Annotated in this window: 19 protein-coding genes; 8 read left to right on the top strand and 11 right to left on the bottom strand. The window is 73.2% G+C overall.

The window, feature by feature from the left end; genetic code table 11:
* The first annotated feature begins 8 nt into the window (after nucleotides 1-8).
* The gene (locus tag PYS65_RS31255) at nucleotides 9-875 is read left to right on the top strand and encodes an acyl-CoA thioesterase (RefSeq protein WP_279337287.1); all 867 of its coding nucleotides are present in this window, start codon (nucleotides 9-11) and stop codon (nucleotides 873-875) included.
* A 262-nt stretch (nucleotides 876-1137) separates the two neighbouring features.
* Here the strand turns inward: PYS65_RS31255 and PYS65_RS31250 are convergent, their stop codons facing one another.
* Nucleotides 1138-1551: a roadblock/LC7 domain-containing protein gene (locus tag PYS65_RS31250; RefSeq protein WP_279337286.1), complete on the bottom strand. Its 414-nt coding sequence runs from the start codon at nucleotides 1549-1551 to the stop codon at nucleotides 1138-1140.
* 280 nt (nucleotides 1552-1831) lie between these two features.
* On the opposite strand from PYS65_RS31250, the gene PYS65_RS31245 reads away from it, so the two are divergent.
* The gene (locus PYS65_RS31245) at nucleotides 1832-2464 is read left to right on the top strand and encodes a class I SAM-dependent methyltransferase (RefSeq protein WP_279338135.1); all 633 of its coding nucleotides are present in this window, start codon (nucleotides 1832-1834) and stop codon (nucleotides 2462-2464) included.
* A 21-nt stretch (nucleotides 2465-2485) separates the two neighbouring features.
* Here PYS65_RS31245 and PYS65_RS31240 read toward each other — a convergent pair whose 3' ends face one another.
* Complete coding sequence (locus PYS65_RS31240) at nucleotides 2486-3382, bottom strand: oxygenase MpaB family protein (protein ID WP_279337285.1); 897 nt, start codon at nucleotides 3380-3382, stop codon at nucleotides 2486-2488.
* Between the two features lie 189 nt (nucleotides 3383-3571).
* On the bottom strand, nucleotides 3572-3754 hold the full coding sequence (locus tag PYS65_RS31235) for a hypothetical protein (protein ID WP_109380710.1): 183 nt from the start codon (nucleotides 3752-3754) through the stop codon (nucleotides 3572-3574).
* A 332-nt stretch (nucleotides 3755-4086) separates the two neighbouring features.
* Here PYS65_RS31235 and PYS65_RS31230 point away from each other — a divergent pair, with 332 nt between their 5' ends.
* Complete coding sequence (locus PYS65_RS31230; protein ID WP_279338134.1) at nucleotides 4087-7059, top strand: DEAD/DEAH box helicase; 2973 nt, start codon at nucleotides 4087-4089, stop codon at nucleotides 7057-7059.
* Nucleotides 7056-8405, top strand: a complete 1350-nt coding sequence (locus PYS65_RS31225) for an SWF or SNF family helicase (RefSeq protein ID WP_279337284.1) — start codon at nucleotides 7056-7058, stop codon at nucleotides 8403-8405. Before PYS65_RS31230 ends, PYS65_RS31225 begins: the two co-directional genes overlap by 4 nt.
* A 43-nt stretch (nucleotides 8406-8448) precedes the next feature.
* On the opposite strand, the gene PYS65_RS31220 is transcribed toward PYS65_RS31225, so the two are convergent.
* Together PYS65_RS31220 and xylA are read right to left on the bottom strand one after the other, a co-directional pair.
* The gene (locus PYS65_RS31220; protein ID WP_279337283.1) at nucleotides 8449-8772 is read right to left on the bottom strand and encodes a hypothetical protein; all 324 of its coding nucleotides are present in this window, start codon (nucleotides 8770-8772) and stop codon (nucleotides 8449-8451) included.
* A gap of 469 nt (nucleotides 8773-9241) precedes the next feature.
* Nucleotides 9242-10408, bottom strand: coding sequence for a xylose isomerase (xylA, locus tag PYS65_RS31215; protein ID WP_279337282.1), 1167 nt, complete (start codon nucleotides 10406-10408; stop codon nucleotides 9242-9244).
* A gap of 114 nt (nucleotides 10409-10522) precedes the next feature.
* On the opposite strand from xylA, the gene xylB reads away from it, so the two are divergent.
* The 3 genes from xylB to PYS65_RS31200 all read left to right on the top strand — a co-directional run bounded on the left by xylB (nucleotide 10523) and on the right by PYS65_RS31200 (nucleotide 13892).
* Nucleotides 10523-12004, top strand: a complete 1482-nt coding sequence (gene xylB / locus PYS65_RS31210) for a xylulokinase (protein ID WP_279337281.1) — start codon at nucleotides 10523-10525, stop codon at nucleotides 12002-12004.
* A gap of 65 nt (nucleotides 12005-12069) precedes the next feature.
* Nucleotides 12070-13305, top strand: coding sequence for an ROK family protein (locus tag PYS65_RS31205; protein WP_279337280.1), 1236 nt, complete (start codon nucleotides 12070-12072; stop codon nucleotides 13303-13305).
* A gap of 188 nt (nucleotides 13306-13493) precedes the next feature.
* Complete coding sequence (locus PYS65_RS31200) at nucleotides 13494-13892, top strand: luciferase domain-containing protein (RefSeq protein WP_279337279.1); 399 nt, start codon at nucleotides 13494-13496, stop codon at nucleotides 13890-13892.
* A gap of 76 nt (nucleotides 13893-13968) precedes the next feature.
* Here PYS65_RS31200 and PYS65_RS31195 read toward each other — a convergent pair whose 3' ends face one another.
* The 6 genes from PYS65_RS31195 to PYS65_RS31170 all read right to left on the bottom strand — a co-directional run bounded on the left by PYS65_RS31195 (nucleotide 13969) and on the right by PYS65_RS31170 (nucleotide 19384).
* Nucleotides 13969-14163, bottom strand: coding sequence for a hypothetical protein (locus tag PYS65_RS31195; protein ID WP_279337278.1), 195 nt, complete (start codon nucleotides 14161-14163; stop codon nucleotides 13969-13971).
* 103 nt (nucleotides 14164-14266) lie between these two features.
* Entirely contained in the window at nucleotides 14267-15130 is an 864-nt protein-coding gene (locus tag PYS65_RS31190; RefSeq protein WP_279337277.1) for a phosphatidylinositol-specific phospholipase C/glycerophosphodiester phosphodiesterase family protein, read from the bottom strand.
* A 190-nt stretch (nucleotides 15131-15320) separates the two neighbouring features.
* Nucleotides 15321-16421, bottom strand: coding sequence for an acyl-CoA dehydrogenase family protein (locus tag PYS65_RS31185; protein WP_279338133.1), 1101 nt, complete (start codon nucleotides 16419-16421; stop codon nucleotides 15321-15323).
* Nucleotides 16422-16504: 83 nt separating this feature from the next.
* A complete protein-coding gene (locus tag PYS65_RS31180) occupies nucleotides 16505-17743 on the bottom strand; it encodes an acyl-CoA dehydrogenase family protein (protein ID WP_279337276.1) in 1239 nt (412 codons plus the stop codon).
* Nucleotides 17740-18717 (bottom strand): NADPH:quinone oxidoreductase family protein, encoded by a 978-nt coding sequence (locus tag PYS65_RS31175; protein WP_279337275.1) that lies wholly within the window; start codon nucleotides 18715-18717, stop codon nucleotides 17740-17742. The genes PYS65_RS31180 and PYS65_RS31175 overlap by 4 nt, the downstream gene beginning before the upstream one ends.
* A gap of 94 nt (nucleotides 18718-18811) precedes the next feature.
* Nucleotides 18812-19384: a helix-turn-helix domain-containing protein gene (locus PYS65_RS31170; RefSeq protein ID WP_279337274.1), complete on the bottom strand. Its 573-nt coding sequence runs from the start codon at nucleotides 19382-19384 to the stop codon at nucleotides 18812-18814.
* A gap of 76 nt (nucleotides 19385-19460) precedes the next feature.
* Here PYS65_RS31170 and PYS65_RS31165 point away from each other — a divergent pair, with 76 nt between their 5' ends.
* Entirely contained in the window at nucleotides 19461-20453 is a 993-nt protein-coding gene (locus tag PYS65_RS31165; RefSeq protein ID WP_279337273.1) for an NAD(P)/FAD-dependent oxidoreductase, read from the top strand.
* Nucleotides 20454-20461 lie beyond the last annotated feature (8 nt).

Raw genomic sequence — 20461 nt, 5'->3', positions numbered from 1 at the left:
TTCCTCCCATGACGAATCCGACCGAGAGCCTCGTCGCCCTGCTCGATCTGGAGCAGATCGAGGTCAACATCTTCCGGGGCCGCAGTCCGCAGGAGTCGCTGCAGCGGGTCTTCGGCGGCCAGGTGGCAGGCCAGGCCCTGGTCTCCGCGGGCCGCACCACCGAGGGCGACCGCCCCGTGCACTCGCTGCACGCGTACTTCCTGCGCCCGGGGCGCCCCGGGGTGCCGATCGTGTACGAGGTGGAACGGGTGCGGGACGGGCGGTCGTTCACGACCCGCCGGGTCACCGCCGTGCAGCAGGGACGCACGATCTTCAATCTCACCGCCTCCTTCCACAAACCCGAACAGGGGAGTTTCGAGCACCAGCTGCCGCCGGCCCGCGCGGTTCCGGACCCCGAGTCGCTGCCGACGGTCACGGACGAGATCCGCGAGCATCTGGGCGCGCTGCCGGAGCAGTTGGAGCTGATGGCCCGCCGTCAGCCCTTCGACATCCGCTACGTGGACCGGCTGCGCTGGAACCGGGACGACGTCAAGGACGCCGAGCCGCGCAGCGCGGTGTGGATGCGCGCGGTCGGCCCGCTCGGCGACGATCCGCTGGTGCACACGTGCGCCCTGACCTACGCCAGCGACATGACCTTGCTGGACGCCGTCCGGATCCCGGTGGAACCGCTGTGGGGTCCGCGGGGCTTCGACATGGCGTCGCTGGACCACGCCATGTGGTTCCACCGCCCGTTCCGTGCGGACGAGTGGTTCCTGTACGACCAGGAGTCACCGATCGCCACGGGCGGGCGGGGGCTGGCCCGCGGGCGGATCTACGACCGCGCGGGGCGGATGCTGGTGTCCGTCGTCCAGGAGGGGCTGTTCCGGGCGTTGTAGGTCAGCGGGCCCCCGGTCGCCGGTTCCCGTCGCGCGACTCCGTGCCGGCGCCCGGCCCGGCGGGCGCCGGCCGGGCGCGGCGGGTGTGGCAGGCGTGGTCGTCGTGATGGTGTGGGTGGCGGTGTTCGCGGACATGCTCGTCTCCCCCGCGGAATGTGCGGGGCCGACGCGGTGTACGCCGACCCGGAGAGAACCGTATCCACTCCGTCACTCTCTGCGACAGCCCTGTGGGTAACCCCGCGGGGGTGGACGAACGTGCGGGTCAGTTCCCGGCGAGACCGTTGGAGCCCGGTCGGCGGGCGTCCACGTCCAGATGTTCTCCGACCCGGTTGACCAGCAGGGTCATCTCGTAGGCGACCCGTCCGACGTCGGCCTCGGCCCCGCTGAGCACGCACAGGCAGCTGCCGGCGCCCGCCGCGGTGACGAAGAGCATCGCGTCGTCGAACTCGATCATCGTCTGGCGCATTCCGCCCGCACCGAAGTGCTGTCCGGATCCCTTGGCGAGGCTGTGCAGTCCGGACGACACGGCCGCCAAGTACTCCGCGTCCTCGCGGCGCAGTCCCGTGCTCGTCCCGGTCACCAGTCCGTCGTTGGACAGGACCAAGACGTGCCGCACCTGCTCAACACGCCTGGTCAGGTCGTCCAGCAGCCAGTCGAGTCCCTGATGTTGCGTCATTTCGCGCATCTCCCCCTTGCTCTTCCCCGTGATGGTTCCCGTGGTTCCGTTCGTGGGCCTTTCCGTTCGCTTCCCCCGTGCGGTGCATCCCCTGGCAGGGAGATCCCCGTGGCCAGCCTTCCCCACGACCGGGCGCCGGACAAGGAGGTTAGGAGCCATGGGGCGGAAGGTGGCCGACGAGGAGTGGCGCGAGTTCGTCCTGCACGGAACCCGCACGAAATCCGCGCCGGCAAGCTCTCCACCGCCGGAGGGCGCGGTCCGGGCCGTCCGGTGGGGGATCATGCGGGACATGAGTGACGACCGCGCAGACGACCACACGCACGACCACACACACGTCCAGGAGTTCTTCACCGCGCGTGCCGCCGGCTGGGACCGCCGTTTCCCCGACGACGGTCCGGCCTACGCGGCCGCGGTCGCCGACCTCGGGCTGCGTGAGGGCGACCGGGTGCTCGACGCGGGCTGTGGCACCGGACGGGCCCTGCCGCCGCTGCGTGCCGCGGTGGGCTCCTCGGGAACGGTCCTCGGGGCGGAGCTGACGCCGGCCATGCTGCGGGAGGCCGCGGCCGCCGGACGGGACGGCGACGGCACGCTGCTGCTCACCGATGTCGCCGCACTGCCCCTGCGTTCGGGGGCGCTCGACGCCGTGTTCGCGGCGGGCCTCATCGCGCATCTGCCCCACCCGGCCGAAAATCTCCGTGAGGTGGCGCGGGTGGTGCGTCCCGGTGGGGCGCTGGCGTTGTTCCACCCGATCGGGAGGGCCGCGCTCGCCGCCCGCCAGGGCCGCTCGCTCACACCGGACGATCTCCGCGCGGAGCACAACCTCCGTCCGCTGCTGGCCGGTTCGGGCTGGCGCATGACGTCGTACGCCGACGAGGAAGCGCGGTTCCTGGCGCTGGCCGTCCGGGAGGACTGACCTCTTCGGCCACCCCGGCGCTCAGTCGGCGGGCGTGGTGTCCGGGTGCCGCACCGGGCAGCCGCCGAGGCCCGGCACCGGGTGGGTGCCCAGGTCCTCCAGCCGGTAGCCGTTCGGATAGCTCTTGATCTCCCGGTTCTGCCGGGCGAAGTGCGGGGCGCGCCGGGGCGGCAGCAGCCGGACCGCGCGGCCGCGCAGCCGCACCGCGCGGCGTACGCACACGCGTGTGGCGGCGCTCGGCGGGGTGTACCGGAAGGCCCGCAGGAGGGGGTCGTCGAGCAGGGCGAGTGTGGCGGTGCGCAGCAGCGGGGCGAGCGGGCGCGGGTACCAGGAGGTCATGAGACCGAGCGTGGCGTCCGAGACCCGGCGCGCGCCCTCGTCCCAGCCGAAGTGGGCCTGCTCGTAGGAGTCGAGGCAGCTCTCGAACTCCTCGTAGGAGCCGGGGATGTCCTGGATGCCCATGTGCCGACCGAGTGTCTGGTGGTGGACTGCGCCGGCGACGGTCTCGTGCCGCGACATCCTGCGCCACCCGTAGGCGTCGATCCACCGCTTGGGCATCACGACGAAGGTGCACAGGACGTACCGCATGTCGTCGTTGGGGATGTCGTAACTGCGGTGCATCCGGTTGATGCGGCGGATCGCGGTCCGGCCCCGGTCGCTGCCGAACCCGTGCTCGACGACGGCGTCCAGGAGGAGCGAGGTGTCGTCGTAGCGCTGCTGGGAGCGGTCCGTGAGCTCCGCGGTCTCGGCGAGCAGACGGCCGATGCGGGGAACGGCGTACGTGCGGTACAGGGCGAGTTCGAGCGACCGGGTGAAGTCCCAGGGGAATTCGTACGCCGCGCTGAGGCGGTAGATCTCCGTGGCGTCCCGGTACGGGTCCATCCGCCGGATGTGTTCCAGTCGCTCGAAGCGCTTCACCGCGCCGCCCCCTTCTGCCGCCGGACTTCGACTCTACTGTGCGTGGCGGGCTCCGTACGTCCGGTGAGGGTCACGGCGGTCCGCCGGGCGGCCGCGGTCGCGCCCGCGGACCCCGAGACGGTCGGCCCCGGATCCGAGCCGGGCCGGGGCCTGACCCGGCACCGGCCCGCCGGACGCGCCCCACCGGTCTCAGCGGCCCAGCTCCTTGCGCGAGACACGGCGCAGCCGGCTCCGCTGTGAAGGGTCCAGGGCGAGGTACGCGGCGGCCGGAACTCCCAGGACTATCAGGAGCGCCGCCCACCAGGGCAGCCAGATGAGCAGGATGAGCCCGGCCGCCACACCTCCCGCGGCGATCTTGGCGTTCTTCGACATGAGTGTCGCCTCCTTCGCGGCCGTTGCCGCTCTCTGTCGTGAAAACGGACCCGCGCCCTCGGCGGTTCCGACCGCGCCCCTGAGACGCCCCTGAGGTTCACCCCCTAGGCTTCCCTGAGGGCCACCGTCGATTCGTCGATTCACCGGCTCAGTGACTCGGTGACTCGGCGACTCGGCGACTCACTGATGCATGGGGACGGAACACGACCGCGTCTCCATGGTGACCCGGTTCACCACCCAGGCATACCCGGTCACCCCCGGTCGTGTTGTACTCTCGGCGGCTCCGATGCCGCTAGTCAAGTTTGATGAATCGATGAAGCAAGGAATCCGTCATCGTCGCGCAGACGCCTCCCCCGCCGCACGCTCCCGCTCAGTACGCCGAACTGACCCGCTGTTCAGCCGTATTCGTACCCGGTGATCCGGCCCGCACCGGCCGGGTCGCCTTCTGGCGGCCCGACGGGTCGGCTCCCCCTGCCGTGGACGCGGCGTCGGTCGAGGAGCTGACCGTCGTCGTTCCCGGCGAGACCGGAGTGGAGACGGTGAGCGTCCCGGCGGCACTGCTGCCGGTACGCGCCGCGCTGCCCGTCCTCACCCGGGCACGGGCACGCGACGAAGGGCACCCTGCCGCCGTGTTCTGGGGCGCTGCCGCCGTGCACGCCCTGGGTCTGGTGGCGCGCGGACTGCTGCTGCCGGGACTGTCCCCGGCCGGCCACGACGCCTGGCGCACGGGGCCGCTGGACGCGGAGGACATCGAGGCGGTGCGCCGGCTGGCCGCCGCGATGCCGCCCGAGGCACACGCCCTGCCGGTGGACGGCCCCGGGCCGCTGCGCCTGCCCGATCCCGAACGGCTGCTGCGCGCCTTCCTCGACGCGGTCGCCGACACCTTGCCCCGCTCCCCCGCCGCACCCCTCGTCACCGGCGCCCCCGCCTACGCGGTACCGCAGCGGCAGCACCTGCCCGAACTGCGCGACTGGGCCGCCGACGTCGCCGCGGGCCACGACGCCGGCGTACGCCTGTCCCTGCGCGTCGAGGTGCACGGCCTCACGGACCTGACGGGGCTCACGGATCCCCTGGACGACGACACCATGGACAGCGACACCATGGACAGCGACACCATGGGTGACGACGGCGCGAACGCCACGTTCCGAGTGGTGCTCCAGGTGCACAGTGTGAGCGACCCCGCGCTCGTCGCGGACGCCACCGACGTGTGGGCCGGCCCCGCGAACGGCGCAGACGGCGCAGACGGCGGCTTCGGACCGCGCACCCGGACGGACACGCTGCTCGCGCTCCGCCGCGCCGCCCGCGCCTGGGCCCCGCTCGCCCCCCTGCTGTCGGCGACCGTGCCGGACGCGGTCGACCTCGCCGACGAGGAGGTCACCGAGCTCCTCGGAGAGGGCACCAGGGCGCTCGCCGGCGCGGGCGTCGACGTGCACTGGCCCAGGGAGCTGACCCGCGAACTGACCACCCGCGCGGAGATCGGTCCCGCTGCCGGCGAGCGGCGCCCCGAGCGCTCCGGGCGGCCCGATGTCGCGGGCGCCTCCCAGGGACCGTCCTTCCTGTCGGCCGACGCACTGCTCGCCTTCGACTGGTCGTTCGCCCTGGGCGACCGGCAGCTCACCCGCGCGGAGCTGGACCGGCTCGCGGAGACCAAGCGTCCCGTCGTGCGGCTGCGCGACCAGTGGGTGCTGCTCGACCCTCGGGAGGTGCTCCGCGCCCGTGCGCGCCACGACCACGAGGTACGGCCCGTCGACGCGCTCGGGGCCGCCCTGACCGGCTCGGTGGAGGTGGACGGCCACCGGATCGAGGTGCGGCCCACCGGCTGGCTGGCGGCCCTGCGGGACCGTCTCGCCGACCCCGAGGGACAGCGGCCCGTCGCACAGCCGGCGGCCCTCGCCGCCACCCTGCGGGACTACCAGCGGCGCGGGCTGAACTGGCTGGCCCACATGACCTCCGTGGGCCTGGGCTGCTGTCTCGCCGACGACATGGGCCTCGGCAAGACCATCACCCTGATCGCCCTGCATCTGCACCGGCAGTCCGACCCCGTGTCCGCCGGACCCACCCTCGTGGTGTGCCCGACCTCCCTGATGGGCAACTGGCAGCGGGAGATCGAACGGTTCGCGCCCGGTACACCGGTACGCCGCTTCCACGGTGCACGGCGCTCACTGGACGACCTGGCCGAGGGCGAGTTCGTCCTCACCACGTACGGCACCATGCGCCTGGACGCTCCCCGGCTCGCCGAGGTGGACTGGGCCATGGTCGTCGCCGACGAGGCCCAGCACGTGAAGAACCCCTACGCGGCGACGGCCCGGCAGCTGCGCTCCATCGGCGCACGCGCGCGCGTGGCGCTCACCGGCACGCCCGTGGAGAACAACCTCTCGGAACTGTGGGCCATCCTGGACTGGGCGACGCCCGGCCTGCTCGGCCGGCTCGGCACCTTCCGCAGGCAGTACGCGGAGGCCGTGGAGAGCGGGCAGGACCCGGCAGCGGCAGAGCGGCTGGCCCGGCTGGTGCGGCCGTTCCTGCTGCGCCGCCGCAAGTCGGACCCCGGGATCGCGCCCGAGCTGCCGCCGAAGACGGAGACGGACCATCCGGTGTCGCTCACCCAGGAGCAGACGGGGCTGTACGAGGCCGTGGTGCGGGAGGCCCTCGCCGAGATCTCCGGCACCGACAGCATGGCGCGACGGGGAATGATCGTGAAGCTGCTGACCGGGCTCAAGCAGATCTGCAACCACCCGGCGCAGTTCCTCAAGGAGGACCGTCCGGTGCTCGCTGGGCGGTCCGGGAAGCTGGAGTTGCTGGACGAGCTCCTCGACACGGTGCTCGCCGAGGGGGCCGGGGTGCTGGTCTTCACGCAGTACGTGCGGATGGCCCGTCTCCTGGAGCGTCACCTCGCCGCACGGGGCGTGCCGTCGCAGTTCCTGCACGGCGGCACGCCGGTGGCCGGGCGCGAGGCGATGGTGCGGCGTTTCCAGGACGGCGAGGTCCCGGTCTTCCTGCTGTCGTTGAAGGCCGCGGGCACGGGCCTGAACCTCACCCGTGCCGAGCACGTCGTGCACTACGACCGCTGGTGGAACCCCGCCGTCGAGGCGCAGGCGACGGACCGCGCGTACCGCATCGGCCAGACCCGGCCGGTACAGGTGCACCGGCTGATCGCCGAGGGCACGATCGAGGACCGCATCGCCGCACTGCTGGTCCGCAAGCGCGAACTGGCGGACGCGGTGCTCGGCTCCGGGGAGGCGGCGCTCACCGAACTGACGGACGCCGAACTGGCGGATCTGGTGGAACTGCGAGAGGGAGCACGATGAGCCGGTACGACGCTGCGGAGACCGACGACCGCGACGCCGACGGTCACGAGGCCGACGGAGATGCGGCCGGCGGTGAAGCCGCCGGGACGGAGCGGACGTTCGCCGCGCTGCCTCCCGCGCGGGGGCGTGGTTTCGCGCAGACCTGGTGGGGCCGGGCCTGGCTGACGGCGCTGGAGGGCACGGCCCTGGACGCCCAGCAGCTGAAGGCGGGGCGCGGGCTCGCCCGCGCGGGAGCGGTCGGCGCGGTGTCCGTGCGTCCGGGACGCATCACGGCCGTCGTACAGGACCGCGACCGCACGGCGCACCGGGCGGACGTCCTGCTCCAGGAGCTGTCCGACGAGCAGTGGGACCGTTTTCTGGGCATGGCCGTCGAACGGGCCGGACATGTGGCGGCGCTGCTCGACCGGGAGATGCCGCCGCATCTGGTGGAGGACGCGGAGTCGGCCGGGGTCGAACTGCTGCCGGGCCTGGGCGATCTGGAGCCGGAGTGCGACTGCGGGGCCTGGGACCACTGCGGTCACACGGCGGCGCTCTGCTACCAGGTGGCCCTGCTGCTGGACCAGGACCCGTTCGTCCTGTTCCTGCTGCGGGGGCGCGGTGAGCGGGCCCTGCTGGACGCGCTCCGGTCGCATGCCGGGACACACCCGGAGAAGCGGTCCCGCCCGGAGGGCGTGGACGCGGCCGAGGCGTTCGCGGCGGGCGGCATCCGGCCGGGGCTGCCCGCCGCTCCCCCGCTGCCCGCGGCGCCGGGGGTGCCTCCGTCGCTGGACACGGACGGGCCTCCCCCTGCCGGGATCGACCCGTCCGCCCTGGGGTTCCTCGCCGCACGGACCTCCGCGCAGGCCCGTCACCTGCTCGCGGAGGCGCTCCGGGACGGGCATGAACGGCAGCCGGTGGAGCCGGATCCGACGGCGGCTCAGGACGCGGTGCGGCTGGCCGCCGGTGACCCGGCGCGCGCCGTGGCGGACCGGCTCGCCGCCGGTTCGGGGCGTGGCCGGGAGGGGCTGGCCGTGGCCGTACGGGCCTGGCGCCAGGGTGGTACGGCGGCGCTGGCCGTGCTCGACGAGGAGTGGACGGTGGACGCCGAAGCGCTCGCACGCGCACGTGCGGCCCTCGAGTCGGCCTGGGCCGAGGGCGACGAGGGCGAACGGCCGGTGTTCCGGACCCGTGCCAACCGCTGGACCGTCGTCGGTGCGCCGGTCCAGCTGCGGCTGGGACGCGACGGCCGCTGGTGGCCGTACCGCAAGGAGCGCGGCCGCTGGGTCCCGGCGGGAGGCGCCGCCCAGGACCCGGCGACGGCCCTGGCGTCGGCGAGGGCGGAGCTCCACGCCGGGAGAACGGCCTGAAACAGTCTCACCCGGAAGACGCCGTGTACGTGTCTGGCCCGGGTCAGCGCAACCCGGCCTCGTCCAGGGGCGGGAGGAGCGATTCGAGCCCGCTCGGCAGATTGCTGGGCACGCCGCTCGGCAGCTCGGTCGGCAGACCGCTGGGCAGTTCGCTCGGGAAGTCCGACGGCAGCTCGGTGGGGAAACCGGACGGCAGCAGGCTCTCCAGACCGCTGGGCAGCTCGGACGGGACGCCCGGGGACGGGTCGGGCGAGCCGGGGGCGCCCGTGCTGCTCCCGGTGGGTTCTTCGTCCGGCGCGTCGTCGCCTCCCGAGGCCATCAGCACGACCACGAAGACGGCCGCCACGGCCACGATCGCCGCGAGCACGATGAGCAGGAGGTTCCTGCGCCCGCCGGGACCCCGTCCCGATCCGCCCCCGTCGCCTGGCGGGTCCTGCGGCGGATCGGGAGGCGGAGGCGGGCCGGGCGGAGGGGGGTCCGGCGGCGGAGGTGCGCCGCCGTACGAGGGGGGTCCGAAGCCGCCGCCCGGGGGCGGCGTGTCACCCGGCGGGCCGGGCGGCTGGGGCGGTACCGGTGGCTTGGCCATACCGGCCATGGTCGCCTCGGACGCGCTCCCGGCGCGAGCGTCCCGCACGGAATTCGACACGGAGCCGGGGCACGGGCCCGAGCCCGCGGCGTGCTCCGCGCGGAGGCCGGCCGTGCGGTCCCTCGTGCCGCCGCCTGATCCCGTGGTCCCCGTGGTCCTCGTGATCCCGGGTGAGCGCGGCCACCACGCGAAGCAGCACGTCGGCCACGCTCACACCGTCCCGGACCCTCTGCTCCCCGGGGCCCGAGGTTCAGCCCCGGGCGCCCAGCAGGTGGTCCATCGCCAGCTGGTCGAGGTGCTCGAAGGCCATGCCGCGCGCGGCGGCGGTGTCGGCGTCGAAGTCCTCGAAGGCCGACCGGTCGCCGAGCAGTGCCTGGAGGCCGTCGGCCGCCGTGGGCTGGGCCAGCTGGTCCAGGCGGGCCGCGCGCAGCGCCTCCTGCACCTCGGGGTCGGAACGGAAGGCCGCCGCGCGGTCCTTGAGGATCAGGTAGTTGCGCATGCAGCCCGCCGCCGAGGCCCACACTCCGTCGAGGTCCTCGGTCCGCGGCGGCTTGAAGTCGAAGTGCTTCGGGCCGCTGTAGCCGGCTGACTCCAGCAGGTCCACCAGCCAGAACGCGGCACGCAGGTCACCGGCGCCGAACCGGAGGTCCTGGTCGTACTTGATGCCGGACTGGCCGTTGAGGTCGATGTGGAACAGCTTGTCCGCCCACAGCGCCTGCGCGATGCCGTGCGGGAAGTTCAGCCCGGCCATCTGCTCGTGGCCGACCTCCGGGTTGACGCCGTACAGCTCCGGCCGCTCCAGGCGCTCGATGAAGGCCAGGGCGTGGCCGACGGTGGGCAGCAGGATGTCGCCGCGCGGCTCGTTCGGCTTCGGCTCGATGGCGAAACGGAGGTCGTAGCCCTGGGAGGTGACGTACTCGCCGAGCAGGTCGAAGGCCTCCTTCATGCGGTCCAGGGCGACCCGTACGTCCTTGGCGGCGCCGGACTCGGCGCCCTCGCGGCCGCCCCAGGCCACGTACACCTGGGCACCGAGTTCGACCGCGAGGTCGATGTTGCGGATGGTCTTGCGCAACGCGTAGCGGCGCACGTCGCGGTCGTTGGCGGTGAACGCGCCGTCCTTGAACACCGGGTGGGTGAAGAGGTTGGTCGTCGCCATCGGCACCTTCATCCCGGTGGCGTCCAGCGCCTGCCGGAACCGCTTGATGTGTCCCTCGCGCTCGCTGTCGCTCGAGCCGAAGGGGATCAGGTCGTCGTCGTGGAAGGTGACGCCGTGAGCCCCCAGCTCGGCCAGGCGCTGCACCGACTCGACCGGGTCGAGGGCGCGTCGGGTGGCGTCACCGAACGGGTCGCGTCCCTGCCAGCCGACGGTCCACAGACCGAAGGTGAACTTGTCCTCGGGGGTGGGCCGGTAGTTCATGCCGTGGCTCCTTGCTCGCTGAGGCTATTTCGTCATGGCGATTTACAAATTAGTATGCAGGAGCAGCTCTGGGAAGAGAGACACCCCGCTGAACCGCGGAAGAGGGAGAAACCGATGTCAGCAGCCGAGGGTCCGCTCGTCGTCGGCGTGGACACATCCACCCAGTCCACCAAGGCGCTGGTCGTCGACGTGGCCACCGGACGCGTCGTCGCGAGCGGCCAGGCACCGCACACGGTGACCTCGGGGGCGGGCCGGGAGAGCGATCCGCGCCAGTGGTGGGACGCCCTGTGCGAGGCACTGCGCCAGTGCGGGCAGGCGGCGCACGAGGCCGCCGCGGTGTCGATCGGCGGCCAGCAGCACGGGCTGGTCACCCTGGACGAGCGGGGCGAGCCGGTGCGTCCGGCACTGCTGTGGAACGACGTGCGCTCCGCGCCGCAGGCCCGCCGGCTGACCGAGGAACTGGGCGGCGCGAAGTTCTGGGCCGAGCACACCGGAAGCGTGCCGGCCGCCTCGTTCACGGTCACCAAGTGGGCCTGGCTGGCGGAGCACGAGCCGGACGCGGTCCGCGCCACCAAGGCCGTCCGGCTCCCCCACGACTACCTCACCGGACGGCTCACCGGCCAGGGCACCACCGACCGCGGCGACGCCTCCGGCACCGGATGGTGGGCCTCCGGAACCGAGTCGTACGACGAGGAGATCCTCGCGCATGTGGGACTCGACCCGGCGCTGCTGCCCCGTGTCGTACGGCCCAAAGAGGTGGCCGGGACCGTACGCGCCCATCCTGACCTGCCGTTCTCCAAGGGCACCCTGGTGGCGTGCGGTACCGGGGACAACGCGGCCGCCGCGCTGGGCCTCGGTGTGCGGCCCGGTACCCCGGTGATGAGCCTCGGCACCTCGGGCACGGTGTACGCGGTGTCGCGGCGCCGGCCGACCGATCCGACCGGCATCGTGGCGGGCTTCGCCGACGCGCGCGGCGACTGGCTGCCGCTCGCCTGCACGCTCAACTGCACGCTCGCCGTGGACCGGGTCGCGACCCTGCTGGGCCTGGACCGCGAGGCCGTCGAACCGGGCCACGGCATCACGCTCCTGCCCTTCCTCGACGGTGAGCGCACCCCCAACCTCCCGCACGCGTCCGGCCTGCTGCATGGGCTGCGCCATGACACGACCGGCGGTCAGCTGCTCCAGGCCGCCTACGACGGTGCCGTGCACTCCCTGCTCGGCGCGCTCGACCGCGTCGTCGGCAAGGACGACGAGAAGGGCCAGAAGGGCCAGAACGACAAGGACGCCGACCCGTCGGCGCCCCTGTTGCTGATCGGCGGCGGCTCCCGGGGCACGGCCTGGCAGCAGACCGTGCGACGGCTCTCGGGCCGGGCCGTGCAGGTGCCCGAGGCGCGGGAGCTGGTGGCGCTCGGTGCGGCGGCGCAGGCGGCCGGCCTGCTCACCGGGGAGGACCCGGCCGCGGTCGCCCGCCGCTGGGACACGGCGGCGGGGCCGGTGCTGGAGCCGGTGGAGCGGGACGAGGAGACGCTGGCCAGGATCGCCGGGGTACTCTCCGACGCGGCCCCGCTCCTGGAGCGGGGCACGGACACCGACTGAGGCCTTCGCCGGCGGACACCGGCCCCGGCCACACCGTGACAGAACCGACGAGGACTGACGGAGGCATGAGCGCACCGCTGCACGAGACCCGCCCGGCCGGCTCGGGGCGGGTACCGCCCCCTCCCGGTCCGGGACGGACACTGCCCGACACCCAGCAGGGCATGCGCCGCCGCAACCTCTCACGGGTGATGCACACCGTCAGCGCCGAGGGGCCGCTGTCCCGGGCCGCCGTCGCCTCACGCATCGGCCTGACCCGGGCGGCGGTGTCCACCCTGGTCGACGAGCTCATCCGCTCGGGCCTGCTGGAGGAACTGGGCCCCGAGCGACCGGGACGCGTGGGCCGGCCGGGCTCGGCGCTCGCCGTCAGCGGGCGCGGTCCGGCCGGAATCGGTGCCGAGATCGGCGTCGACCATCTCGCGGTGTGCGCGGTCGATCTGCGGGGACGGGTCCGGGCACGGGCGGTACGGCACGTCCCGAACCGCGGCCGCTCCCCCGGACCGGTGATCGAGGAGCTGACCGGACTCCTGCTCCGGGTCGTCGCCGAGGCCGAGGGGGAAGGGCTGTGGCCGGCCGGGCTCACCGTGGCCGTGCCGGGCCTGGTGGCACGGGACGCCCGGACCGTCGTACGCGCGCCGAACCTCGGCTGGCGCGACACCGACCTCGGTGCCCTGCTCCCGGCGCGGTTCCCACTGACCGTGGCCAACGAGGCCAACTGCGGCGCGCTGGCCGAACTCTGGCTCGGCGAGGGCACACCGCGCGACTTCCTCCATGTGTCGGCCGAGATCGGCATCGGCGCCGCCGTGGTCGTGGACGGGCGGCTGTTGCACGGAACCCGGGGCTTCGCGGGCGAGTTGGGGCACGTGCCGGTACGGCCCGACGGCCCGGAGTGCGGCTGCGGTGGACGCGGCTGCCTGGAGCAGTACGCCGGTGAGCGGGCGGTGCTGCGCGCCGCCGGTGTGGAGCCGGGCGAGGACCGCGTGGGCCTGCTCGCCGGCCGTGCCGAACAGGGCGACCCCGCCGTACGGCGTGCCCTGCACGACGCGGGGACGGCGCTCGGCATCGCGCTGACCGGGGCGGTCAACCTCCTGGACCCGGAGAGCGTCGTGCTGGGTGGCGCGCTGTCCGGGCTCGCGCCCTGGCTGCTGCCCTCGCTCCGCTCCGAACTGGCCCGGCGCACGGCGGGCCCGGCCTGCACCGTCTCGGTGTCGGCCCTGGGCCCCGAGGGCCCCCTGCTGGGCGCGGCGCACTCGGTGGTCCGGGGGGTCCTGGACGACCCGGCTGCGGTCGCCGGGAGGGCCTGAGCCCCCTGCCCCTGCCCCCGGGTTCCGGCCCTGGCCCTTGTCGCACACGAGGACGGGAGCACCGTGTGCGGTCACCAGGTGGCCCGCTGTCACGATGTGATCATGGGTAAGGGGTGCGCCGCCTCACCGATCGATTACGAAACGCCCAACTACTGGTTGCCGCACGATGAGCGGGTCACTATGAGGCCATGAAACCGGCGCAGCGAGCCATGGAGCTACTTCGGACCTGGCCCGACCTCACCGCCTGCAAGGCAGCTTGCGGTACCGGACAGGCTCTCCGCTCCACTCGCGAAGAGATCGTCCACTTCCACTCCGAACGGGACGTCGACCTCCACCTGACCCGCCGCGCCATTCAGCGCTTCCACTACGATCTGAACGCCTCGACCGCGATCCAGCTGACCCCGGGGTCGAGTTGGGTGACGGTGCATCTGGACTGCGCCACCGACGTGGACCTGCTGCTGAGCCTGGTGAGCGTCGCGCTCAAGGCCCACCAGACCTCACCGCCCCCCTCCTGCGCACCGACGACCGCCGGGTGCAATTTCCACCGGGTCACGGTGCTGCCGCGCGACGCGGTGACCGAACGCTGAGAAAGCCCAAAACGCCGGGAACGCCGAAAGCCCTCGAAACTCCGGGAACGCCGAGTCACCCGGCGGGCCCCGGGTCCTACGGCCGCAGACCGCTGACGATGTCCGCCGTCGCGGTCAGACCGCTGTGGATGGTGGGGGCGATGCTGGTACTGGCCAGAGAGAACCCGAGCAGCAGGCAGACCAGAGCGTGCGAGAGCTTCAGTCCGCCGTTGCGCAGGAAGATCACCGCCAGGACCGCGAGCAGCAGCACCACAGAGATGGAAACGGCCATCGTCAACCTCCTCCGCCACGTCTGCTTCGCGGCGTTCGGCCGTAAGTGTGGCGTAGCGGAGGGTTCGTCCGGGCGGCTGACCTGTCCTCCGAACGTGTGGTGTCTACCGCGGGCGGTACGCGTCGAGGAAGGATTCCAGTCCCGCCAGGTCGTCGGTGTTGAGGTGGTCGACGTCGGCGGCGGCCAGTTCGCCCCACAGGGCGTCCCGGGCGGGGCCCGGCTGGTCCGGGGTGGCCCAGAAGCGCACTCGCCGGCCGCGCGCGTGCGCGCCGCCCACGATGTCCCGCAGTTTTTGGCGCTCGGCGGCGGGGAAGGCGCCGACGCCCCGCCAGGTGAAGTGCAGCGTCCAGTTGTCGCTGATCAGCGGGATGAGCGAGGCCCTGGCCGGCCCGCCGAGGTCGGTCAGCCTGCCGTCGTAGAAGGCGTGCCGCACCCGCTGGGCCTCCATGGGCGCGCGGGCCGCGCGATCTCCCGAGACGACGGCGGTGACCGGTCCGGGCAGCACCCGGCCGTCGACACAGGTGGTGAACAGATGCCGGTACCGGCGCAGGCGGCGGTCGAGTTCGAGGTAGGTGGACGCGCCCTCGGTCTTGATGTCGACGAGGAGTTGGAGCGGCTCCCGGTGTCCCCGGTACACCGAGCCGCGCTGGGCCCGTACCCGGGCGGCGAGCGGGTCGAGGTAGAGGGACTCGAGAGTACGGGACGGGTCGAGGTCCTCGGGGTCGTGGGCGACGAGGAGTTGGCCGCCCACGAGGAAAATGTCGGCCTCGACGCTGCCGAACCGGTGGTCGAGTGCGTCGAGGAGGGGGCGCGGGTGTACGTAGTCGTTGTGGGCGTGGGCGCGCCACAACGGACGTGGGTGGTGCCGCTGTTCCCCGGCCAGCGCCTCGGCGGCGGGCAGCGCCACCGAGCCCGCGAAGGCTGCGCCGAGGGTGGTGAGGGCTCTGCGACGGGTGGTGAGGGCCATGCTCTGCCTCCCTGGAAGTGCCGTACGGGACCACTGGAGTATGAGGTCGGCACGCACCCGGAAAGCAGTGCTGTGCGGGGAGTTGGCCGATCCGCCGTCACGCGTTCACCTCGCCGGGGCCGGGTACGCGAAGGAGCCCGCCCCGTGCGGGGCGGGCTCCTTCGACCGGGACCGGGCGCGTGACGGTGTCTCAGGGCGCCCGCAGGTCGACCAGTTCGGCCAGCGCCTCTCGATGGGCACCCGCCGTGCCGTAGGCGAGGGAGTCGGCCTTGGCCCGCTTCAGGTACAGGTGGACCGGATGCTCCCAGGTCATGCCGATGCCGGCGTGCAGTTGCAGCGCCTCCTCGGCGGCGTGGACGGCGACCTGTCCCGCGTAGGCCTGCGCGACTGCGACAGCCACATCGGCATCCCGGCCGGCGGACAGGGCCGCGGCGGCGTTGCGGGCCGCCGCACGGAGGTTGACGACCTCCAGCCACAACTGGGCGAGCCGGTGCTTGAGCGCCTGGAAGCCGCCGACCGGCCGGTTGAACTGCCTGCGGTCCTTCAGATAGCGGACGGTCTCCGTCAACGCCCATTCGGCGAGGCCGAGTTGTTCCGAGGCCAGCAGTCCGGCGCCGGCTCGCAGCGCCCGTCGCACGGCGGGTTCGGCGTCGCCCAGCCGGCGTCCCCGGGCGCCGTCGAGGACGACCGTGGCGACGGGGCGGGTGAGGTCCAGGGACGTCTGACCGGTGACGGTGACCGCGTCCGCCTCGACGGCGTACAGCCCGCCGTCGTCCGCCGGTACGAGCAGCACGTCGGCCGCGGCGGCGTCGGCGATACCGGTCAACTCGCCGTGCAGTACGCCGTCCACCGCCCGGGCGGTGGCGAAGGACGCGCCGGGCGCGGTGTGCAGCCCGACAGCGAGGACGCCGATCCGGCGCGCGGACGCCAGGGAGGCCAGCACGTCCTCCCCGTCCGCGCTCCCGTCCGCGCAGGCCAGCAGCGCCTCGGTGGCCACGACGGCGCTGCTCAGGTAGGGCACGGGGGCGACAGCCCGCCCCAGCTCCTCCAGTACGACCGCGGCCTCCCGGTGGGTGGCGCCCTGACCGCCGCGGTCCTCGGGCACCAGCAGACCGGCCAGACCCATGCCGTCGGCGAGCGACTTCCACAGGGCCAGGTCGTGCGGGGTGTCCGACTCGATGCGGGAGATCACCCCGGCCGCGTCGCAGTGGTCGGTGAGCAGGTCCCGGACGGCGGCGCGCAGCGCCTCTTCCTCCTCCGAGTAGAGCAGGTCGGGCTGCGGGTCCTCCAGGTGCGTCGCGCTCGTCGTGCTGCTCGCGCCCACCGTGTTCGTCGGGTTCATCGGGTTCATCGGGTTCATCGGGCTCGTCGTGCTCATCGGGCCAGGTCCTTCCACGCGACGTCCTTGTCGGTACGCGGCTCGGACGGCAGCCCCAGGACGCGTTCGGCGACGATGTTCAGCAGGACCTCGCTCGTCCCGCCCTCGATGCTGTTGCCCTTGGAGCGGAGGTAGCGGTAGCCGGCATCGCGGCCGGTGAAGTCGACCAGTTCGGGGCGGCGCATGGTCCAGTCGTCGTACAACAGGCCGTCCGCGCCGAGGAGTTCCACTTCCAGACCGCTGATCTGCTGGTTGAGGCGGGCGAAGCCCAGCTTCATCCCGGCGCCTTCGGGACCGGGCTGGCCGACCGCGAGCCGCTGGCGGAGGCGTTCGCCGGTGAGCCGGGCGACCTCGGCCTCCACCCAGAGCCCCAGCAGGCGCTGGTGCAGGTCGTGGGTGCGCAGTTCGGGGTGCTCGCGCCAGGCCTTCGCGACCGGGCCGATCATGCCGCCCTCGCGGGGCAGCCGCGTGCCGCCGATGGCAACGCGTTCGTTGTTGAGCGTGGTCTGCGCGACCCGCCAGCCGTCGCCGACCTCACCGAGGCGGTGGGAGTCGGGGATGCGGACGCCGGTGAGGAAGACCTCGTTGAACTCGGCCTCGCCGGTGATCTGGCGCAGCGGCCGCACCTCGACACCGGGGTCGGTCATGTCGCAGACGAAGTAGGTGATGCCCTGGTGCTTGGGCACCTCCGGGTCGGTGCGGGCGATGAGGATGGCCCAGCGGGCGAGATGCGCGCTGGAGGTCCACACCTTCTGCCCGTCGACCACCCAGTCCTCGCCCTCACGGACCGCCCGGGTGCCGAGGGCGGCCAGGTCGGATCCGGCGCCCGGCTCGCTGAACAGCTGGCACCAGACCTCCTCGCCGGTCCACAGCGGGCGGAGGAAGCGCCGCTTCTGCTCCTCCGTGCCGTACTGCAGGATCGTCGGCGCCGCCATGCCCAGGCCGATGCCGATGCGCCGCGGGTCGTTGTCGGGTGCCCCGGCGGCCTCCAGTTCGGCGTCGACGACGGCCTGGAGGGAGCGGGGGGCGCCGAGTCCGCCGAGCCCCTCGGGGTAGTGCACCCAGGCGAGGCCCGCGTCGAAGCGGGCGCGCAGGAAGTCGAGGCGGTCGGTGCCGGCGAACGAGGGGGGCGGGCCCGCAGGGCCCTCGGTCGAGGGTGGTGGCGGGAGACGGGTGGGCGGCTGCACGGCCAGCAACTCCCGGGTGCGGCGCCTCAGTTCGGTGGCGTCGATCATGCCGCTGCTCCGTTCTGCGGTACGGGCAGCACGGCGACGCGTCCGGTGGTGACTCCGTCCGCGACCCGCTGCACGGCGTCGGCGGCGCCGGTGAGCGGCACGCGCTCGCTGACCAGCGGCTTGACGGCACCGCGTGCGGCCAGGTCGGTGAGCTGCTCGTGGCAGTGCTGGACCAGCTTGGGGTTCTTGGTGTTGTACAGGCCCCAGTGCAGGCCGAGGATCGAGTAGTTCTTCACCAGGGCGTGGTTCAGCGCCGGGCTGGGAATCGTGCCACCGGCGAAGCCGACGATCACGATGCGGCCCTCGAAGGCGACGACCTTGGCGGACTGGGCGTAGGCCTGACCGCCGACCGGGTCGTAGATCACGTCGGCGCCCCTGCCGCCGGTGGCGTCCTTCACCGCGGCGATGACGTCCTGCTCACGCCGGTCGATCACCACGTCACAGCCCAGTTCCCGGGCGACGGCCACCTTCGCGGCGCCGCCGACCACGCCGATGACGGTGGCGCCGGCTGCCTTGCCCAGTTGCACGGCCGCGCTGCCGACGCCGCCCGCCGCGGCGTGCACGAGCAGGGTCTCACCGGCCTCCAGACCGGCCCTGCGGTGCAGCCCGAACCAGCCGGTCTGGTAGCCGATGTGCAGGGCGGCGGCCTCGGCGTCGTCCAGCGCGTCCGGGGCGTCCCGCAGCGCGGTGGCGTCCGCGACGGCGTACTCGGCGAACCCGCCGTACGGCAGCACGGGGTTGGCGATCACCCGGCGTCCGTCCTCGGTCTCACCGCAGATCTCCAGGCCCGGGGTGAACGGCAGCGGCGGCCTGACCTGGTACTGGCCCCGGCACATCAGCGCGTCCGGGAAGTTGATGTTCGCGGCGCGCACCTTCAGCAGGACCTGGCCCTCGCCGGGCACCGGCCGCGCCACCTCTGCGAGGCGCATGACCTCGCCCGGCTCACCGTTCTCGTGCACTTGCCATGCCTGCATGCGGAGCCTCCACGGGACTGTGAACGTCGTGTTCGCCTGACCGGGTCACTCGCATACTAAGCGGTCGCTTGCCGACAGGGAACCGTCGCGTGCGTCACGGCCGCCTGGGGCGTGCCCGTACGTGCATCCGCTCCCCCTGCGGGCCGAACAGGCTGAGGAACTCCACCGGCCCCTCCCCCGTCGACCCGAACCAGTGCGGCACGCGCGTGTCGAACTCCGCCGCCTCCCCCTCCGTCAGCACCACGTCGTGCTCGCCGAGCACCATCCGCAGCCTGCCGGAGAGCACGTACAGCCACTCGTAGCCCTCATGGGTGCGGGGTTCCGGCTCGAGCCTGCGCTGCGGTTCGAGCACCTTGTACGCCTGGAGCCCGCCGGGCTGGCGGGTGAGCGGCCAGTGGGTGCGGCCGTGGCGCTGGATCGGCTTGGAGCGGACGCGCGGATCACCGACCGGCGGCGCGCCGACCAGTTCGTCCAGCGGCACCTGGTGGGCCTGGGCGATCGGCAGCAGCAGCTCCAGGCTGGGTTTGCGCAGCCCGGACTCCAGCCGGGAGAGAGTGCTCACGGAGATGCCGGTCGCCTCGGACAGCGCGGCGAGCGTCACCTCCCGTTCCTTCCTGATCCGCCGCAGCCGGGGGCCCACATCCGCGAGAACGTCATCCGTGGTCATACCGGTATTGCAGGATCGGCAAAGACATTTGTCAATCCCGCAGCCACTGGGCGACCGTCGTCGTGGAGGTGGTCGCATGAACAACGAGCACAGCGAGCACAGCGAAAAATACGACGTGGTCGTCGTGGGCGGTGGCGCGGCGGGACTGTCCGCCGCGCTGGTACTGGGCCGGGCGCGCCTGCGGACGCTGGTCGTCGACGCGGGTGAGCCGCGCAACGCGCCCTCACCCCACCTGCAGGGCTACCTGTCCCGGGACGGGATCCCGCCGGCCGATTTCCTGGCGCTCGGCCGGGAGGAGATCGCCCGCTACGGCGTGGAACTCCACCGGGACCGGGTCACGGACATCACCCGGGAGGAGGAGCACTTCACCGTCGTACGGGAGGCGGGACGCGCCGTGCGCGCCCGGCGGCTGGTCGTCGCGACCGGGCTGAAGGACGAGCTGCCCGCGGTCCCCGGGGTCGCCGAGCGGTTCGGGCGGGACGTGCTGCACTGCCCGTTCTGCCACGGCTGGGAGGTGCGCGACGAGCCGTTCGGCGTGCTCGCGTCGAGCGCGATGAGCGTGCACCAGGCGCTGATGGTGTCCCGGTGGTCGAAGGACGTCACCCTCTTCCTGCACCGGGTCGCCGAGGCGGAGCTGTCCGACCAGGACCTGCGCCGGCTGGCCGCCGCCGGGGTCGGCGTGGTGCCCGGCGAGGTCGCGGAACTGGTGGCCGAGAACGACCGGCTCACCGGGGTACGACTGGCCGACGGCTCCGTCCACGCCCGCTCCGTGCTCTTCGTCGGGCCGCGCCCGGTGCCGCGGACGAGCCTGCTGGAGCGGCTGGGGGCCGAGCTGGACGAGACCCCGTTCGGCGCCTACCCGGTCGTCGACCCGACCGGCCTGACCTCGGTGCCCGGAATCTGGGCGGCGGGCAACGCGATCGGCTTCTCCGAGCAGGTGGTGCACGCGGCGAGCGGCGGCTACCGGGCGGCGGCCGCGATCGTCGGAGACCTGCTGATGACCGATCTGGACGCCGCGGTGACCGGACAGGCGCCGGGCGGCCGGGGTGTGGGGCAGCCGGCCCCGTAGCACCATGG

Origin of the sequence: Streptomyces cathayae (assembly GCF_029760955.1) — a bacterium.
In the GTDB taxonomy this organism is placed as follows: domain Bacteria; phylum Actinomycetota; class Actinomycetes; order Streptomycetales; family Streptomycetaceae; genus Streptomyces; species Streptomyces cathayae.
This window is presented reverse-complemented; position numbering and strand designations above follow the sequence as displayed.

Excerpts from the sequence above, each read along its gene's own strand:
- PYS65_RS31250 (WP_279337286.1), bottom strand. The coding sequence starts at position 1,551 with ATGACGCAACATCAGGGACTCGACTGGCTGCTGGACGACCTGACCAGG.
- PYS65_RS31245 (WP_279338135.1), top strand. The coding sequence starts at position 1,832 with ATGCGGGACATGAGTGACGACCGCGCAGACGACCACACGCACGACCAC.
- PYS65_RS31190 (WP_279337277.1), bottom strand. The coding sequence starts at position 15,130 with ATGGCCCTCACCACCCGTCGCAGAGCCCTCACCACCCTCGGCGCAGCC.
- PYS65_RS31205 (WP_279337280.1), top strand. The coding sequence starts at position 12,070 with ATGAGCGCACCGCTGCACGAGACCCGCCCGGCCGGCTCGGGGCGGGTA.
- PYS65_RS31170 (WP_279337274.1), bottom strand. The coding sequence starts at position 19,384 with ATGACCACGGATGACGTTCTCGCGGATGTGGGCCCCCGGCTGCGGCGG.
- PYS65_RS31165 (WP_279337273.1), top strand. The coding sequence starts at position 19,461 with ATGAACAACGAGCACAGCGAGCACAGCGAAAAATACGACGTGGTCGTC.
- PYS65_RS31235 (WP_109380710.1), bottom strand. The coding sequence starts at position 3,754 with ATGTCGAAGAACGCCAAGATCGCCGCGGGAGGTGTGGCGGCCGGGCTC.
- PYS65_RS31255 (WP_279337287.1), top strand. The coding sequence starts at position 9 with ATGACGAATCCGACCGAGAGCCTCGTCGCCCTGCTCGATCTGGAGCAG.
- PYS65_RS31180 (WP_279337276.1), bottom strand. The coding sequence starts at position 17,743 with ATGATCGACGCCACCGAACTGAGGCGCCGCACCCGGGAGTTGCTGGCC.
- PYS65_RS31195 (WP_279337278.1), bottom strand. The coding sequence starts at position 14,163 with ATGGCCGTTTCCATCTCTGTGGTGCTGCTGCTCGCGGTCCTGGCGGTG.
- PYS65_RS31175 (WP_279337275.1), bottom strand. The coding sequence starts at position 18,717 with ATGCAGGCATGGCAAGTGCACGAGAACGGTGAGCCGGGCGAGGTCATG.
- xylA (WP_279337282.1), bottom strand. The coding sequence starts at position 10,408 with ATGAACTACCGGCCCACCCCCGAGGACAAGTTCACCTTCGGTCTGTGG.
- xylB (WP_279337281.1), top strand. The coding sequence starts at position 10,523 with ATGTCAGCAGCCGAGGGTCCGCTCGTCGTCGGCGTGGACACATCCACC.
- PYS65_RS31200 (WP_279337279.1), top strand. The coding sequence starts at position 13,494 with ATGAAACCGGCGCAGCGAGCCATGGAGCTACTTCGGACCTGGCCCGAC.
- PYS65_RS31225 (WP_279337284.1), top strand. The coding sequence starts at position 7,056 with ATGAGCCGGTACGACGCTGCGGAGACCGACGACCGCGACGCCGACGGT.